This window comes from Novosphingobium sp. ERN07 (assembly GCF_012641335.1).
GTDB lineage: Bacteria > Pseudomonadota > Alphaproteobacteria > Sphingomonadales > Sphingomonadaceae > Novosphingobium.
This window is the reverse complement of record NZ_JABAID010000008.1, coordinates 67,221-84,106: the sequence shown is the minus strand read 5'-3', so window position 1 is coordinate 84,106 and position 16,886 is coordinate 67,221. Positions and strand designations below refer to the sequence as shown.

The window sequence follows — 16,886 nt, the reverse complement described above, 5'->3', positions numbered from 1 at the left end:
CTGACTGGCATGAGGCCGACGCACCCGTTCATGGCTGCGCCAGCGAGAGCCCGTCAGGGCCAGCATTCAGGCAGGATTGCGCACCCGTCAGGGGAAACCCGGCTTGGCGGGCTGGCGCGGGCAGGCCTTGAGCCCGAAGGGCCAAGGACAACACGGGCCCGCTTAGCCCGGGTTGCGCAAGACTGGCGGCTGGCCCAGGGCCTCTCTCGCATGGCGACAGACCATGAGCGGCCGGCAAAGTGCAGTCAGGGATGGCAACCCAGCGCCGCGACCAACCAATCCACAGGCCTCAAGCTGCGCGCTTGGTGTAGACCCCGTCGCCGTTCGACATGTGTCCGAGGCAATCATAGTCGCCGAACATGGCATCGAAGCGGGATGCAATCTGGGATAGCCAGCGCTGTGCCCGCGGTGAGCGAGCCGTGCGCCAATCGGCGTCCCAATAGGCACCGTCATCGCGTTCGACGATCCAGACAGCCACAAGTGAGCCGTAGACCGATACGCCGAAATCCGCATAGGCATTGCGCATGAGGATCCGGTCTTCCCGGCCGCGCCATCCGTCATGTGGGATGAGCGACGGGAAGGCTTTGGCGGCCCGCTCGCGCAGGTCCTCGCGCAACCATTCATACTCGAATTCCCAGTCGTCCTCCGCTTCGACCTCAAGCACTGTGAAGGCGACGATTGCGCCGCTGGGATAGCTGACTGATCGGCCCATGGCATGCTCCCTCAGGCCGCAAGCGCAGAGTCGTCTGACGCGTCGTCAAACTGTTCGGGCATGACCCTTCCGCCAAGCTTCAGCAGCAGGGTCGACGCCTCCTCAGCCTTGGCGGCAGCGGTCAGAATGGCGCGATCGTCATCCTTCAGAAGCTTGAGCCAATGCTCGATGTAGCTCGCGTGGCTGTCGAGATGTGTGATGGGCAGGCCCAGCTCAGCGCCGAGCATGGCGCTGGAGAGTTCCGCGACCAGTTCCTCGGCGGCATAGGCCGCCGTTCCGAAACGGTTCTTGAGGTCACGTCCCAAGCGGCTGGCATGGCCGGTCCAGTGCGACAGCTCGTGGGCGAGCGTGGCATAGTAGTGGTCGAAGCCTGAAAACAGGCTCGTCGGCGGCATCGTGACACGATCCGCAGTCGGTTCGTAATAAGCCTCGCAGCCTTGGTGGCGCAGATTGACGGGGATGGCGGCGAAGAAGGCGTCGAGTTCGGCCTCGCGCCCTTCAGGCTGAACCAGCTCCAGCGTTGCAGCCGGATGGAAGCGCTCGGGCAGACCTTCGACCTGATCGGCATTGAAGACCGGATAGGCCTTGAGCACCCGGCGGGCCTGGTCGGTCTTTTCGCCGGTGTCGGGAGCTTCCACCTCCTTGGTGTAGCTCTTGTAGAAGATCGCTATGGTTGACTTCTCACCCTTGCGGACTTGGGCGCCGAGCGATTTGGCCTGATTGTAGGTCATCCAGAACGGCGAGGCGTAGCCGCACATGTCAGCGACCATCCAGAGCCAGAACACGTTCATGCCGCGGTACGGGATCCCGCAGGCCCGCAAGGGCCGGGAGACCGGGACACCGCGCCACGGCTTGATCCATGGCTTCGTTCCTGCTTCCAGACGGGCGATGATTTCCTGGGTGATGCGGGTGGCGGGCGACAGGCCGCCGCTCTGCTCCTTGCGATAGGCCATGATGGTTCTCCTGATTGCGGCATCTTGACAATCGGCGACGGGTTCGCCGGTCAGTGCCACAGGGTCCCGAGCCCCCTCTGCTCTGCTCCCAAAAAGGAAGCGGCCCTCCGGCGTGAGCCGAAGGACCGCTTCTCGAGGTGCGAGTGGCCGAGCCTGTCAGGAGGAGGTCAGGCGGCCAGTTCGCGGGGAATTTCGCCTTCGACACCAGGCGCAGCGTCGCTTGCGTCGATCTCGGCTTCGCCAGCCTCCGGGGCAGCGGAGGCAAACCGCATGACCTCAGGCACCCAGGCCAGGGCCCTTTCCCGGACCTCGACCTCGGTGATGTAGGTGCCGGCGAAGACTCTCTCGGCGCTCATCGCGAGGTCACCCTTCTTGACCGAGGCAAAGCGCGATGAGAGCTCGAGGCCGCCGACATCGGTCAGCGCGTCGAGGATCACCTGCTTCGACACCCGGTCGAAGTAGTTGGCCGCTGTCGGCCGCCACCACTGCGCCATATCGATGCCGATCAGACTGCCGAGATGATCGTGGAACGGCAACTGGCGCTCACCGGTCATGTTGAGGCTCGCCTCGAGCGACCGGGCGACGACGTAGCCGAGCCAGGCCGCGCGGCTGTCATCGGGCAGCGCCCGGAAGAGGTCGAAGCGGGAAGTCGCATCGGTGCCCGCGCGCCAGCTTTCGTCGAGACTGGAGCGGAACTCGGCCAGCCCGCTGCTCGCCGGAGCATCCTTGGCTTCGAAGCCGATGATCGGGCCTGCCGGAACAGGCGCGCGCAGCGTGCTCGCAGCCCGTGCCCGCCAGTCGTGGGTATCGGCGAGCGTGAAGACCATGAGGTCGAGCGCCAGCCCGGGGTCGGACGCAACGTGCAGTGCCAGAACATCGCGGCGCTGCATGGCGAGCTCGTCAACCAGACGCTTCGACAAGGTGGTCCGGCGCCTGTCCGAACCTTCCTCGCCGGCAACGACCTCGATCCCGCTGTCGCCATCGGCGGGATCCGCTTGACGCTCGCCGTAGAACACCGGCTGGAGAACCGGCGTACCATCGCGGGAGAGCACTAGAACCATGCCTGCGTCGGCCTTGAGCTCCGGCGCGATGACGGGCGGTCGGGCGCGGATATCCTGACATTCGCGTTCGATGGCCTCGATGGCCGCCTCGGCCGCTGCCACGGCCTCTTCGGCACTGTCCTCATCCTCGAGGATTGCCGCATGTTCGTCATAGGAGGCATCGAGCTCGTCGAGCCGCGTCAATTCGGCTTCGGTCAGCGGCGCCGGTTCGGCGGGAAGCCTGACCAGCCCTTCGACCAGATCGTGGCTGGCATAGGGATCGAGCGTCGGCTTGACCCAGGCAAGACCCTGCTCGGCGGCGAGGGCTTTGGCCTGCTCTTCCATCTTTGCCGTCGCGAGGCTCTCGAGCAGCGCAACATCGACCCAGGACTCGCTGTCGTCGTTGTCGAACAGCTCCCGCTCGATCCGGCCGCCGGCGGCGATATAGGCGTCTCGACCAACGAACCGGGCGCGCGGATCGCTGCCCCGGACAGTCCCGGACAGAACCATGCGCCGGATGCTGTCTGCATTGGGGGCATAGTAGGCCGAGGACACCTGCTCGTACACACGGGCCTGGATCTCCTGGTCCGAGGTCGCACCGAAGGCCTTGGCGATGTCGAGAGTGATTTCGCCCGAGGCCAGCGCTTCGAACACGACGGGCGCAAGCGTTGCAAGACGCAGCCGACCCTCAACGAAGCGGACCGTCAGACCGAAGCGGCGCGCGACATCTTCGACCGTCGAACCGCCTGCCACGAGCGTTGCAAAGGCCTGGGCTTCGTCGGCCGGGTTCATGGCTAGGCGGTGGAAGTTCTCGGCGAGACTGGTCTCGACCGCGGCCTCAGCGCTGTCTTCGAGCACAAGGCAGGTGACTTCGTGATCGCGGGAGATGATCTTTTCGTCTGCCAGCGCGAGCATGGCGCGGCGGCGGCGCTCGCCGGCTTCGACCTCGAATTTGCCCTTGGCGGCAGGCCGGACGACGAGGTTCTGCAGCAGGCCACAGGCTGCGATGCTAGCCTTGAGCTCGGTATCTACTGCCGGATCGCTGTGACGGCGGACATTTCGGGGCGACTGAACGAGCTTGTTCAGTGGGATCGATTTGATCATGGGACACACTCCTGACTGTGAGCCCGGTGCATCGACCATCGACGCCCAATCGGCTCAATCAGGGCAAAGCCCACTTCCCTCTAATGCGTTCGCAGCAGATCTCCTGATAAGCAGGGGGAATTCTGTCCGGGGGCAGGCCTATCAATCACCCGCGCAATAGATCACCCGGACCGAGATATCGGACATCGACGGTATCGCCGAGCCAACCGACACTTGCCAATGCCAGACCCAGCCGACCCGAATTGAGCGGTTCGTCGAGACGCCCGAGACGCGAAAAGTCTGCCGCATAGACGAGCGTCTCGTCCCCTGCGTCGACAAAGCGCAGCGCAGTTCCCACCGGCGGGCCAACACCATCCCACTCGACGTCGATCTCATGGCTTGTCGACGCCCAGGTCCGCCGACGTTCGGGCGCCATGTTTTCGATAAACTGGAGCCAGAGCCCATGTGATGCCGTGGTCGGCCAATCGGGGTTGTTGCGCCCACTGGCGACGGCGTCTTCGCGCAGCCAAGCGCGCAATTCCGAAGTGGTAGTGAAATCCGCCTGTGTCTGCGAAACCGCACTGATCGCGGCGAGGCGCGAGCTGAATCCGGCCTGCATCAGCATTGCCGCCGAGATGTTGAGCGTGCCGGTCTCGACCGCGCCCACCGCCACTCCGAGCTCGACATCCTCCATCAAGAACCCGCCTTCGAGCAAATCGCCGTGCGCTAGCCCGCGGACCCGAACCGCCTCCATCGCCCATGGCAATTTATAGACCAGCGCCTGCTCAACGAATTTCAGCACCTCGTCTTCCCTGCCGGCAGCCAGAGGCGCGAGTGCACGACCTTCGAGCCACGCCTTCAGGATCGCCGGCCAGTCGTCTGGCAGGTCATCGGGGACAAAGGGAGCAATCGCGAAGACCTTTTTGGCGAACGCCGTCACTGCGGCGATCGCTTCCTCCGCGTCATCGACGAGAATGGTGCTGTTGGCCCGGACCAGAAGTTCGTTCAGCTCAGCGGCATCACCGTCAAGAGCTTCGCCGGTCGCAAGACCAACGCCGGCAAGAAAATAGCCGCGACGCTGCGCGGCTGTCGTCCGACCCCAGATGAATTTCGCGCGCGCGACCAGCCCGGTCTTGAGCAACTGTTGGACAGCCGGCTTTCGGTGCTGAAGGCGCCGCGTCCATAGCGACGAGGTTAGCACGTCATCGAGCATCGCCTCGATCTGATCGTCTGGAACTTCCTGGTCGCCGAGCATGCTGAGCAGCGCTGTGTCGAGCGTCGTGAGATATCCAGACCATCGCCCGCGTTCCTGATCGTTCACATCGCTGCTTTCGGTCGGCAGTATCGGGAAGTCCCATGCGGTCACGCCGGCAAGATATTCCAAGACCGTCGCCATCGACTTGGCCTTGGTCTTGCGGACAATCCGGCCCATCAATGAGAGCAGCAGCCGCAGCAGGCCACTCTCCATCTCCTTGCCTTTGGCGCTATCGACCATCTCCTTCCATTCAGCACGCCGACTGGTGAGCCGGTCGAACATTGGCATGAGCACCAGGCCCTCGACATCAACGTAGGCCCGACCGGCACGCCCGACGACGTTGCGGAATTCTGCAATATCGATCGGCTCGCTTCCGCGTTTGAGGCCGTGGAATACCAACGTAGTGGCCGATAGGTTCAGTCCCTGCGCAAGCGTTGGCGATGACACCGTCACCCGAAGGATGCCATCGCGGAGCAAGCGCTCGACTTCCTTGCGGTAGGGCGTGGGCAGTGCGCCATGATGGATCGCGACGCCGAGGCGCAGGCACGCCAGCACCGGACTGTCGACGCCAAGCCACTCTGTCCCGATCGCGATCGCATTGTCTAGTACGGCCGGGTCGTGATCGAGTACCGGCACGATCGATCCGCGCTTGGCGAGGTCGACGATGGCTTTGGCGAAAGGCTCAACCGACCGGCGTTGCGGACAGAAGATCAGCACGGAGTGCTTGTCTGCGACCATCGTCCAAGCCGTTGCGATGCACAGTTCGCGCTGATCGCACGGGAAAAAGCGCGTCTTGCGTCCCTTGGGCAGGCTGGCTGTCAGGAAGCGCGGCACGAACGGTTTCTCCGCACCGACCGAGATTTCGAGCTTCGCGTGATCGCCACGCCATTCGACCTCGCCGTAACGCAGACGTGTTGGCCGCCAGTCCATCTTGATGAGTCCGTCGTCTTGATCGCCGGTCAGCCACGCCGTGAAATCTTGCAGCTGATCGCCATCCGGAAGGATGGCTGATAGACAGACGATGCGTCGGGTCTTGGCGTCGCTGCGCCGCAACAGGCGCTGGATTTGAACTTCATAGCGGACTTCACGCTCGGTCAGTCCGATCATATGGCCTTCGTCGAGGACGACGAGGCCTACGGTATCTAGCAGGTCAGGGTCGTTGCGTAGCGCGAAATCGAGCTTCTCGGGCGTGGCGACGATGATGTCGCTTTCCCGCAGGAAATCCTCATCGACTTCGCTGACGCCGATCGCGCCATAGAGGCTTGAGACCGTTTTCCCGAGCGGCTGGAAGGTACGCTGAAGCGTCACTTCCGTCTGCGCAGAGAGCGCGCGCAGCGGGGTCACGAACACGACGCGGCGCCCCGCAGCGAGACAGGCCAGGATGCAAAGCTCCGCGACGCGCGTCTTGCCGGCGCTCGTCGGCAACGAGATGACCATATTGTCGTCGAGATCCAGCGCCCGGGTCGCAGCTTCGATCTGCGAAGGCCACATGTCGATCTCGGAGCGACCCCGGCGCAAGAGCGATGCAATGAACAATTCGCGGTAGGCGACCCAATCCACTGCTGCACCATCGTCGGAAGCCTTGGGGAGGCGGACGTGGAAGCTCGATGACCATAGATCGTCGAGCAGGTGGATCGTGAGCCGGTGGCACCACCAACTCGGCACCATGTTGAGTTCGGCCGCCGAGGACAGGCCAGTCTTCAGGCGTTCGATCGCGGAGCCGATTAGCGCTTCGTCGCCCCGCTCGAACGCAAGCAGTGCGATGGCGAGCGCTGCCGTGAAATTGTCGGAAAGCGCCCGATCGACAACCTGCAGGAGCGGTTCGTCTGCCGACTCGTCCTCATTGTCGTCCAAAGCTGGTGCGTCGCCTGCGAATTCTCCCGCGAGGTGCGCGATCATCGCATCCTCCGACGCGGTGTCACGCTCCTCGCGGAGCAGCGTTTCGAGCGTCATCAGGTCGCGCAGCATGAGGAGTGCGACCGCGCGTTCCGGCACGCTGAGATTGGCCTCGTTCAAGCCCTCGTTCAGCAATGAGAACGCCCGTGCCGCATAGCGGGCGAGATGGTAGCAGGCACCGGCCATCAGCCGGTGAAAATCCCGGTCGTTCGTGACGCGGCCACGCGCTGTCGCCGCCTCGATCGCCGATGCGGCATGTTCGAAGGCACTTCGCGCCGCGCTGAATTCAGCCTGCTGATCCAGCAGCCGCAGCCCTTGGTTCATCAGCGAATAGGCGTAACTCAGGAGATCGTAAGTCAGCATCGTTGAGAATTGTGGTGCCTCAGACGGCACCACCCCGTCGCGCCACACCATCGCCCGCGCCTGTCCTTTCGCGAGTAGATCGTCACGGAACCCGGCGGCCGTCGCCTCGGCGATCAGCTGTGCGATGGCTTCAGGGTTTGTTGCCATCGGCGATCACCTTGTCAAAGACCTCTTTGATGAACGCCTGATGGGTCGATACTCGAAGACCGACCGCGATCTGCGGGATCTTGCCGTTATAGGCGTTGAGGTTGGCGGAGAGTAGATTGCTCGGATTGTTGCCGGTGAACATGAACATCAGGTGCGACAGCTGATTGATCTCGATCCGCGCCTTGAGCTGAAACTGGTCGATTACCTCGGCGACGGCCGTCTCACCTGTCTCGAACAATCGGTCCGCAACGAACGCGAGCGCGTGCGGCGTCGGTCGTCCATTGCTGGACGCAAGCGCCGTCCGGGCTTCATCGACCGTCTTTTTGCCGAGCGCGGCGCGGCTTTTGACTTCGCCCTTCAGGAATTTGACCGTGACCCCAGGATCGAGCTTGATCCCCAGTATATCGTCACCCCGCATCGCCATCTCGCGGTGATCCGACCACCGCAACTTGAAGACGCCGATCGAATAGCCTGTGAACTCCGACACATAGCTGGTGGCAAGGATCTCGCCGAGATCGCCCGATCGTGATTTGGCACCCTGCGGCAACTTGGTCTGGACGTAGTGGGCCACCGCTGGCTTCCCGAGCCGCTGCAGGATGTCGGCAATGCGGTCCGGTGCGGCATAGTGACCGGGAACGACCGCGGCCACCGATGCGACGCCTGTGCTCGCAAGAGTCGCCGCGTTAGCCTCGAGATAGACGAGCCTGTGCTTGTTTACTTCGGTTACGGTCTCGCCGCACCAGGTTTTGATGTCCGCCACTAAGCATGCCCCCTTCTGGCAGCCCTATCACAACAAGATAAGTGACGGAATCTTTTCAACTTGCTGCCAGTCTGCTTAGAGATGCCCTTTAGCTGGTTCTGCTAGAAGCGGGCAATCACAGTGGCTGATTTGAATGACTGTCTCTGGTCGACTTTGCCATTCCAGCGGCAAGGCCGGCAGCGTCGGTGGACGCGGTGGACAGCGGGCATTATCGTGTGCCGCCATGTTCCGCCTCCATTACACCAAAAAGCTGCTTGATCGAATCGAACCGGAAATCGTTGCGCCTGGGCGAAGCGACACCGCACTGGGCAGCTGGTATGCCACGGCCATATTCTGGAAGCCGCAAGTGGCGTTATTGGTTTCTGAGCGCACGCTGCTCCCCGTGCTCATGCCGCTCGCTCCAGTTGCGACTCTTGCTCGAAGATTTCCTGGCCAGCTAGCGCTCGTCTTGAAAGAGCACGGGGTGCCGCCCGAATTCATTGCCCAGGAAGTCTGGCGGATGGACAAGGTCCAGTATGCCAAGACAGCGAACCGGAGCGTCGTCGGAATTATCAATGAGTTCGTTCGCCAAGCTGAGTTCTGGCTCGCCGCCTATGCTTATCAAAAGGGCGACGATGATGACCTCCTTGCGATTTCCGCCAAGCTAGCAGAGACGCCATGTAGTCCGCTGTACAAGGGCCCAGTTTCGCCAGACAAAGCCCTTCATGAACTCGTGAAGGCTGGCGCGCAGGTATGAGCCTGCTGGCCGTCAATTGCGCTGGGAGATCCTACAGCACTCGGCTGGAAACCCAGCCGATGCGGTCAGACAGGATCGATGGGCAAATCGACGATCCGGAAAACAGCCCCTGAGCCGGCATCGCGGACAAGGTCAACCCGCTCGCCATCCCAGTGGTAATCGAGATGCCGCCCTTGTAAGGGATTTGACGCGCAGTCCGGGTAGAAGAGAGCGACGCATTCCCCACCGGGATGCCGGATGCTCGGGTAGGCAATCCCGTTTGATCCCCCGCCCCTGAGGTGCCGGGCGAGTGCTTGGGATGCCGCGTAGCTGTCGGGGTCAAGCGCCGGAACCGGCTCCGCCGCCCGAGTTCGGAGATCATGCAAGTCTGCATCGACTGCCATGACGATTTCCCGGAACTGCGAGGTCCATCCAGCCCCTTCATTTGTCCGCGCCATGAAGCGGGCATGGTGGTGGATCGTCTCGAACAACGCGGTTTCAAACCGGTCCCCAACGTAGAGCACACCATAGCTGCCATCCGTAAAGCGGCTCGGCCGGTCAGTGCTGACGTGGGTGAATGGCGCCATGAGGTAGGAGGCTCCGTTACCGCCGACGCGCCGGTCGACTGGAACGAGGTCGAGATTGCCGATCGTCGCCATGATGCGGGGATTGCTCTTCTGCTCCGCCGAAATCAGCAGCGGCCAGTCGGCGGGATCAGCGATGTCTTCGAACAGATCGATCGGCGGAAAGGCGCTGCGGATGATCCTGACAGCGCCCTTCCACGCAACTCGAGAAACGAGGATTTCTGCTGCTTCGCTCACCAGCCGCCGCGCTCGGCGTCCAGGTAGCGACGTACACGCATGATGTCGGTAAGCTCACCTCCCAGCATCACGTCGAGCGCACTGGCTCCGCCAAACACTTCATTCGCGGCCTTGATCCAAGTGTACCCGCGGGTCGCCTCCGAAAAGATGATCCGGAGCGCTTTGTGGATGCCCATCAGGTTGGAGAGGCGCGCACGCCCATCGCGCGAAACGCGCCCAGGCCCTTCCGCCTTCCATCGCCGATAGGATCGAACCGGCATGTCGAGCAGGGTTGCCGCCTGTTCGTCGGTCAGTTCCCATTTGCCGAACAGGTTGAGGACTGCCCGGAACATGGCAGCTGCCTCGTCCTGGGTGATCGGATCGGGCCGGAAGGCGGTAACGGCGGTATCAACGGGTTGCAAAGCCAGCATGGCGCTTCTCCATATGGCATGATATACGGCTTTTAATGCCATTTGGCAAGGGGCTATGCCGATGATGCCAGTCTAGCAATCACGCCCGCCGCGCCTTCGATCGGCACGAAAAGCCGGGTCTGGTAGCGGATGATCTCGGTAAAGCAGCCTTGAGCCTTGTACCAGTCGAGGCGTGCCGCACTCCATCCCGTAAGCTCAATTCGCTGTGAGCCATTGACCAGGCTGCGTTTGACCACGAGCTTCTCGCGGGCCGCGAACTCCGTGGCCCTGCCCGTCGCCAGGACGGTCTGAACAACTTCATCAGCAGAGAGCGTTTGTTCCCGTTCCAGACCAAGCGCCCGGCACAGTTCGGGCACGCAGTGGACGGGAACCTCGCGGCCGAGGAGCGAACGGCCATCCGCCGCCGAGATACGGCTGACTCTTACGAAATCTGAAGGGAGCTTGTCCCAGACCGGCAGCAGGAGACCTGTCGCGACATAGAGGCGCTCGCGCTTGTGGCTGGTCCTCGCCTCTTCCACCTCGGCGACCCAGGCCTTGCGGAAAGCGTCGACGGAGATCCCCTCCCAGCTGCTCTCAGCGAGCTGATCCTCGGTGATGTGACTGCGCTTGAGGGGGCGCAGCAATTCGAAGCGGGTCACGCGCGTACCGTCATCGGCAAGAATACTGCGGGCAGGCACGAGCAAGGCAACCCTGCCTGAGCGAGCATTTCGAACCGGCCGTTGCCGCTGCCCGGTGAGGCCGTGGAGCTCCTCGAGCCGCGTCAGCGTGAGCGGCTTCAGGGCCCTGGCGATTTCCAGTTCGAGGAGATGGGTCGTCGCGCCCGATGCCGGATCGGTGCGCAGCAGCGTGTCGGACAGGACCGTGAAGTCCTCGACTGCAATCGTCTCGAGGCCGAGATCGAGCGTGCCGGCCTGCCGGGCCGCATCGATGCGCGCTTCGACCAGCCCCATGAACTCGTCGAAGATCGCGTTCTGCAGGGCAATGGGAAGCGCAAGAATGCGGTTGAGCCACCGCTGGATCGACGGCAGGTCATCGACCATCGACCCGTCGGGCCCTTCGATCCGGAGACCTGTCAGCTCCTGGAAGCGCCCGAGACTGACCGCTTCGAGCTTGCCGGTGAACAGCAAGCCGAACCAGCTATGGAGTGCTTCCTTGGCGTAGATGCTTTCGAGATTGTCGGCCGGATCGAACAGGTTTTGTCCGCCGGTCTGGCGCTGCCCGCGGGTCAGAGCGCCGAGGCTGTCGAGGCGCCGCGCGATCGTCGAGATAAAGCGGCGCTCGCCGCGCACATCGGTGGTTACTGGCCTGAACAGCGGTGCCGATGCCTGATTGGTGCGATTGGTCCGCCCGAGCCCCTGGATTGCGGCGTCAGCCCGCCAGCCCGGCTCGAGCAGGAAGTGGACGCGGCGGGCCTGGTTCTTCGCGGCCAGATCAGCATGGTAGCTGCGCCCCGTTCCCCCGGCATCGGAGAACACCAGTATGCGCTTCGCGCCGTCCATGAAGGCCTGGGTCTCGGCGACATTGGCGCGCGGCGAGCGGGATTGGAGTTTCTGGCGACCATCGCGGCCGACGATCAGCCGACGTGTGCGACCAGTGACTTCCGCCACCTGGTCAACGCCGAAGCGTTCGATGATGGCATCGAGCGCGGTGGCAATCGGCGGCAAGGCGCAGAGCTGCTCGATCATCCGGTCGCGCGCGGCCAGCGCGGAGCGGCAAAGCACAGGTGCGCCGTGCTCGTCACTCATCGGCTCGGAGCGAGGGTTGCCGTTTTCGTCGGTGAACACCGCCATCAGGCGGACAGGAAAGCTCTTGGCGAGATAGTCGATCACGTATTCCCGCGGGGAGAGGTCGATCTCGAGAGCTTCGCGTTCCTCGTCAGACAGGTCGGCAAGTCGCCGGTCGAGCATGGCCTCGGCCGTCGAGACGAGTTGCACGACAACGGCATGCCCATCGGCGATCGCCGTATCGATCGCAGGCAGCAAGCTCGGGAGCTTCATCGACAGAAGCAGCTGCGCGAAGAAGCGTTGCTTGGTTCCCTCAAAGATCGATAGAGCTGCGGACTTGGCACCCGAGTTGAGCGTGCCCCCGGTCTCGCTGTCGACGATCCGCGTGGCTTCCAGCGCGTCGCGCAGGTTGGCGTGGATGATCGCCCAAGCCTCGGCATAGGCATCGTAGACCGCGATCTGATCCTTGGTCAGGCAATGCTCGAGGATCTCGTACTCGACACCGACGAACGAAAGGGCCCGGGCGGTGTAGAGGCCGAGCGACTTGAGGTCCCGCGCAACCAGTTCCATCGCGGCGATGCCGCCGTCGCGAATGTCGGCAACGAAAGCCTCGCGATTAGCGAAGGCGGTCTCCGGCCCCCACAGCCCCAGGCGGGTCGCATAGGCCAAATTGTTGACGTCGGACGCACCTGTTGCCGAAGCATAGAGCACCCGTGCGCGGGGCAGTAGGTTCTGCAGGCGCACGCCAGCGATACCCTGCTCCGATCCCTTGACCTTGCCTCGCGATCCTTCGCCGCCAGCAGCATTGGCCATGGCGTGCGCCTCGTCGAACACGATCACGCCATCGAAGTCATCACCCGCCCAGGCGAGGATCTGGTTGAGGCGGGTCGCATCGTTTCGACCCGAACGCAGGGTCGGATAGGTCACGAAGAGAATTCCGTCGCGCATGGCGATGGGGGTGCCGAGTTTCCAGGACGCAAGCGGCTGAATGTCGATCGGCAGGCCGCCAAGCGCAGCCCAGTCGCGCCGGGCATCTTCCAGCAGCGCCTCGTTCTTCGATATCCAGATGTGGCGGCGTTCCCCGCGCACCCACCGATCGAGAATGACGCTCGCGACCTGACGCCCCTTCCCGGCACCTGTTCCATCTCCGAGAAAATAGCCCTGCCGGTAGACCTGACCTTCCGCCGAGGCTTTGAGCGAACAGCCTTTATTCTCGGGTTCGAACCGGCCGGGAAGATCGCGGGCGTGAGCGCTGGCGGCGTAGATCAGGGTCTCTGCCTGGGCAGCCGACAGAGTTCCCTTGGCGATAAGCCCGTCAGGCAACTGGGGCATCGCGTCGGGCTTGGGTGCCGAAATCGACCCCATGGCGACGGACTCGACGAGCGGCGTCGGATGCCCTGATGCGCCATCAATGACGATCCTGCTCGGACGATAGGGAAGATAATGGCCGACCTGAGGAGCAAGCGGCGCAGGGGTTTCGAGCGACACGTAGGTGAGCGGCTTAATGGCGGAGGCTGCAGGCGTGATCCTTTCTGGCGTCGGCAACGGCCTGCGCGGCGCGGTTACGAAGCGAAACGGCGCACGAGCCGGAAGGCTCGATTGCTCGGTAACAGCCGCCAAGCTGGCGCGAACCGGCAAAGCATCGACAAGATCGACCAGCTGGCGAAAGTCGTTTGTGCGGATAGCGACAGGCTCATTGGAGCATTCCACCTTGTCGAAGACCAACAGCCGTGTGGTGATGCCGGTGCCCTGCCTGACGAACGCGCGTTCGACGGCGGCATTGAGCCGCAGCGAGATCAGTCCCTTCAGCCCCGCCAGAAACTTCGCACAGTCGAACCATTCTGGCATGATCGCGACAAGCCGCCCCCCGGACACCAGACGGTTCCAGGCCGACCGCAGATGGCGCGAGCCAGTGCGACTATCGTGCCCTCGCTCAATGCCGTGGGAATAGGGAGGGTTCATCAAGACGACGCTGGGGCTGATGGCCGGATCGAGCAATTCGTCGATCAGCTCGGCATCATGTCCAGTCACACGGGAAGCGGGGAACACATCAGTCAGGCAGTCGCGACGCAGCGGCGAGATTTCGTTCAAGACAAGGTGGGTGCCGGCTTTGGCAGTCCAGACCGCGAGCATCCCCGTTCCGGCCGAGGGTTCTAGCACGAGCTCATCGGCGCCTAGCGCGCAAGCCCGGGCAGCAAGCCAAGCAAGGCGCGGCGGCGTTGCAAATTGCTGCCATTCGATCTGCTCGTCGCTGCGATTGGTCTGGGTCGGAACTTGGGCATCGAGACCGCAGAAGAACTGTTCCGCCTCGTCGATCGGGCTCGAGAGCTGGATTTGATCGAGCGTCTGCAGGTATTGAACCTGTGCCAGTTCAAGAGCTGCGTAGGCGTCACGCACCGACCAACGCCCGAGAGCATCGCTGCCCCCGAAGTGCTCGCTCATAATCCGCGTAACGTCGCTGCGTGACAGCGCGCGGCCTGCGGCGAGCTCTGAAGCCAAGATCTGGGCCGCCGTGGCAACAGCGGGCGGTGATGGTTCATCGAATGCAAAAGCAAGGGAAGAATTGGACATGGGAGCCTCCTGACAAGGTCCTGCTGCGGGCAGGCCTCAATCAGCCAAAGGCCTTCTCCCCTCTCTCTTCACGTCACGGCTTGGACCGTAGCCACGCTTGCAAAGCGTCGTTCCAGTCTTTCCCGTGACCGCGCGGGCGACGCGTGACGATCGTTCGGTTTTCACAAGCGTAGGCGCTGCGCGCACGTTCCTCGGCAAGATCGCCGCCTGCATCATGGTCGACGAACAGGTGCAATTCACGCACGCTTTCCGGGATCGACACGAGGCCAAAACGCTCATTGCCAAGTGAGGCCCAGCAAGGGACCTGGGTCAAGGCCTTGGCAGCAAGCGCGCTCTCGATACCTTCGGCAAGCCCGAGCCGCCCGTCGACAGGTTCGAAGAGGCGAACTGCGCCTGATGCCAAGCTCCCGAGTGCACGCTTGGGGTTGGCGAAAGGGGGAACCGCGGGCCTCAGCGGGTTAAGAAACGTGCGGTGAATTCCGACCAGCCCATGATCCATCGTCACTGCCGCGATCAGAGCAGGCAAGTACTGAGTGTTCCCCTTCGGTCCGAGCGGGGTGCGAGGGTGAAATCTGAGGGCGCGTGAGACCGCATGAATTCCGCGGGCCTGAAGATAAGCCTTGGCGGGAGTATCGTCGATTGGCTTTGCTTCGCGCCAGATGCGCTCTGCGAACGCATGGTAGGTGGGCTTGCCGACGCTGACGCCAGCATCGGCTTCGATCTTCCCTGAAAACATGCTTCGCGGCGAGACACCGCGTGCGGCGAGCGCAGTAAGGACCTGATCCTGGCTGCAGCCCGCGAAACAATGAAAGAGGATGGCGCGGCGTCCCAGAGTTACGCCGAGGGAGGGCGTACGATCATCGTGGGCGGGACATCGCGCCATGCCCTTGGAGCCGGACCAATACCCTCCCAGTTCCTCGCAAAGCTGCTTTGCCACTGACGCAAGGGACGAGCCGGTAGGACTGGATAACGCGTGGGACATGCGGGGCTCCTCAAGCTCAAAATACCGCCCCCTCGCGAGCGAGCTCTCCTCCCAATCGCCCGCGTAAAAGCACTTTCCTACACCTCATTGTTCACCATACGTTCCGTTCCGATTCGAGGCAATGCGACGAGATGGACGATGATCAGATTTGGAATGATAGGGATGCTCCTGATGAGCGTTTCCGCGGTGCAGGTTTCAGCCCAAGCAGACTCGCCATCCTTCGCGATATTCGAACATCGACCTACCCCTGTACAACCTGAGGCTGTCGAGCCGGCCCTTCCGGCACACGATGAGACGAATTTGAGACTGAGCAAGGCGGCGTTCGCGCCCTCCTTCCGCGAGGTGATTTATTTGGCGAGTGTGCGGGAGGCAGAGCTTCGATATGGCCTACCCACAGGCTTGTTGCAGGCGTTGATCTGGACTGAATCGCGGTTCAATCCGATGGCGATCAGCCCCGCTGGCGCGGCGGGACTGGCGCAGTTGATGCCAGGCACGGCTCGGTACCTCGGCATCACGAACCGGCATGATCCTGTTGCAAGTATTAATGGCGGGGCGCGCTACCTACGCGAGATGCTGGACAAGTTTGGGCAGATCCATCTCGCCCTCGCTGCCTACAATGCTGGACCTGGAGCGGTTTCGCGTGCTGGCGGCATTCCCAGAAATAGTGAGACGCCCGGCTATGTCCGCAGCGTGCTCGAACGATGGCAAGCAATTGGCTCGCGCATATGAAAGGTATTCGTCTAGGGATATACGAAGAGTGGATTGCTGGAGTGGGGAAGGCCGAATTTGATGGCTCGAAAAGAAGATCGAGGCACGAAGGATGACAATATCGTTCGCTTCGATTTCCGGGACAAACTGAAGAAGCAGCACGACAAGCGTCGGCGCAAGGAGTGGATGTTGGGTCTAGGCGCGTTCTCGATCGTATTCGCTGGAGGGATGTTGGCATTGAATTGGCCCGTGTCCGGTCTGACCCCGACCGCCCCGTCAGAACTCGCGCCTAAGCTTTCGCTGATGGCCGGAAGCACCTCAGCGCGCTTCGAGCTCTGCGGAATTACACGCCGCACCTGCGTCGTAGACGGAGATACCTTCTGGCTCGAGGGCGAGAAGATCAGGATCGCAGATATCGATACGCCCGAGATCAGCGAACCCAAGTGTGATTCTGAGTACCAGCTTGGTATGAAGGCGACTTACCGGCTTCGCGACCTGTTGAACGAAGGCACTTTCGAGGTCCGGCCGATCGGAAACCGCGACGAAGACCGATTTGGGCGTAAGCTTCGGGTCGTTGTTCGGGGCGGCCAATCACTTGGCGATCAGCTTGTGCGTGAGGGGCTGGCTCGCACATGGACCGGGCGTCGGGAACCGTGGTGCTGACAGTGACCGTGCCACTGACCGGTCAACATTTGTTGCGGGATTGATCGGCAGGATCCGACCAGACCGGTCACCATCGACAGCCT

The 16,886-nt window shown here is 62.7% G+C and carries 12 protein-coding genes; 3 read left to right on the top strand and 9 right to left on the bottom strand.

What is annotated here, in order from left to right:
• Positions 1-289: 289 nt before the first annotated feature.
• The 5 genes from HGI47_RS12520 to HGI47_RS12500 form a co-directional block, all read right to left on the bottom strand.
• Positions 290-712 (bottom strand): hypothetical protein, encoded by a 423-nt coding sequence (locus HGI47_RS12520; RefSeq protein ID WP_168853111.1) that lies wholly within the window; start codon positions 710-712, stop codon positions 290-292.
• 11 nt (positions 713-723) lie between these two features.
• Positions 724-1,665 carry an ArdC family protein gene (locus HGI47_RS12515; protein ID WP_168853110.1) on the bottom strand — a complete coding sequence of 314 codons (942 nt, stop codon included), beginning with the start codon at positions 1,663-1,665 and terminating at the stop codon, positions 724-726.
• A gap of 167 nt (positions 1,666-1,832) precedes the next feature.
• Complete coding sequence (locus HGI47_RS12510; protein WP_168853109.1) at positions 1,833-3,809, bottom strand: ParB/RepB/Spo0J family partition protein; 1,977 nt, start codon at positions 3,807-3,809, stop codon at positions 1,833-1,835.
• A gap of 145 nt (positions 3,810-3,954) precedes the next feature.
• Positions 3,955-7,449 carry a DEAD/DEAH box helicase gene (locus HGI47_RS12505; protein ID WP_168853108.1) on the bottom strand — a complete coding sequence of 1,165 codons (3,495 nt, stop codon included), beginning with the start codon at positions 7,447-7,449 and terminating at the stop codon, positions 3,955-3,957.
• The gene (locus HGI47_RS12500; protein WP_370521708.1) at positions 7,433-8,209 is read right to left on the bottom strand and encodes a Hachiman antiphage defense system protein HamA; all 777 of its coding nucleotides are present in this window, start codon (positions 8,207-8,209) and stop codon (positions 7,433-7,435) included. Before HGI47_RS12500 ends, HGI47_RS12505 begins: the two co-directional genes overlap by 17 nt.
• Before the next feature lie 133 nt (positions 8,210-8,342).
• On the opposite strand from HGI47_RS12500, the gene HGI47_RS12495 reads away from it, so the two are divergent.
• On the top strand, positions 8,343-8,945 hold the full coding sequence (locus HGI47_RS12495; RefSeq protein ID WP_240950164.1) for a hypothetical protein: 603 nt from the start codon (positions 8,343-8,345) through the stop codon (positions 8,943-8,945).
• A 65-nt stretch (positions 8,946-9,010) separates the two neighbouring features.
• Here the strand turns inward: HGI47_RS12495 and HGI47_RS12490 are convergent, their stop codons facing one another.
• The 4 genes from HGI47_RS12490 to HGI47_RS12475 all read right to left on the bottom strand — a co-directional run bounded on the left by HGI47_RS12490 (position 9,011) and on the right by HGI47_RS12475 (position 15,387).
• Positions 9,011-9,745: an RES family NAD+ phosphorylase gene (locus HGI47_RS12490; RefSeq protein ID WP_168853107.1), complete on the bottom strand. Its 735-nt coding sequence runs from the start codon at positions 9,743-9,745 to the stop codon at positions 9,011-9,013.
• Positions 9,742-10,155, bottom strand: a complete 414-nt coding sequence (locus tag HGI47_RS12485; protein ID WP_168853106.1) for an MbcA/ParS/Xre antitoxin family protein — start codon at positions 10,153-10,155, stop codon at positions 9,742-9,744. Before HGI47_RS12485 ends, HGI47_RS12490 begins: the two co-directional genes overlap by 4 nt.
• A gap of 53 nt (positions 10,156-10,208) precedes the next feature.
• On the bottom strand, positions 10,209-14,450 hold the full coding sequence (locus tag HGI47_RS12480) for a bifunctional class I SAM-dependent methyltransferase/DEAD/DEAH box helicase (protein ID WP_168853105.1): 4,242 nt from the start codon (positions 14,448-14,450) through the stop codon (positions 10,209-10,211).
• A 73-nt stretch (positions 14,451-14,523) separates the two neighbouring features.
• Positions 14,524-15,387: a toprim domain-containing protein gene (locus HGI47_RS12475; protein WP_370521707.1), complete on the bottom strand. Its 864-nt coding sequence runs from the start codon at positions 15,385-15,387 to the stop codon at positions 14,524-14,526.
• 216 nt (positions 15,388-15,603) lie between these two features.
• Between HGI47_RS12475 and HGI47_RS12470 the strand changes: the two genes are divergently transcribed.
• Both HGI47_RS12470 and HGI47_RS22415 read left to right on the top strand, forming a co-directional pair.
• Complete coding sequence (locus tag HGI47_RS12470; protein WP_370521706.1) at positions 15,604-16,161, top strand: lytic transglycosylase domain-containing protein; 558 nt, start codon at positions 15,604-15,606, stop codon at positions 16,159-16,161.
• Between the two features lie 60 nt (positions 16,162-16,221).
• Positions 16,222-16,803: a thermonuclease family protein gene (locus tag HGI47_RS22415; protein WP_206066168.1), complete on the top strand. Its 582-nt coding sequence runs from the start codon at positions 16,222-16,224 to the stop codon at positions 16,801-16,803.
• Positions 16,804-16,886: the final 83 nt, after the last annotated feature.

What these genes read in the sequence shown, in the direction of transcription:
- HGI47_RS12520 (WP_168853111.1), bottom strand. Translation starts at nt 712, where the DNA reads ATGGGCCGATCAGTCAGCTATCCCAGCGGCGCAATCGTCGCCTTCACA.
- HGI47_RS12515 (WP_168853110.1), bottom strand. Translation starts at nt 1,665, where the DNA reads ATGGCCTATCGCAAGGAGCAGAGCGGCGGCCTGTCGCCCGCCACCCGC.
- HGI47_RS12510 (WP_168853109.1), bottom strand. Translation starts at nt 3,809, where the DNA reads ATGATCAAATCGATCCCACTGAACAAGCTCGTTCAGTCGCCCCGAAAT.
- HGI47_RS12505 (WP_168853108.1), bottom strand. Translation starts at nt 7,449, where the DNA reads ATGGCAACAAACCCTGAAGCCATCGCACAGCTGATCGCCGAGGCGACG.
- HGI47_RS12495 (WP_240950164.1), top strand. Translation starts at nt 8,343, where the DNA reads ATGACTGTCTCTGGTCGACTTTGCCATTCCAGCGGCAAGGCCGGCAGC.
- HGI47_RS12485 (WP_168853106.1), bottom strand. Translation starts at nt 10,155, where the DNA reads ATGCTGGCTTTGCAACCCGTTGATACCGCCGTTACCGCCTTCCGGCCC.
- HGI47_RS12480 (WP_168853105.1), bottom strand. Translation starts at nt 14,450, where the DNA reads ATGTCCAATTCTTCCCTTGCTTTTGCATTCGATGAACCATCACCGCCC.
- HGI47_RS12470 (WP_370521706.1), top strand. Translation starts at nt 15,604, where the DNA reads ATGAGCGTTTCCGCGGTGCAGGTTTCAGCCCAAGCAGACTCGCCATCC.
- HGI47_RS22415 (WP_206066168.1), top strand. Translation starts at nt 16,222, where the DNA reads ATGGCTCGAAAAGAAGATCGAGGCACGAAGGATGACAATATCGTTCGC.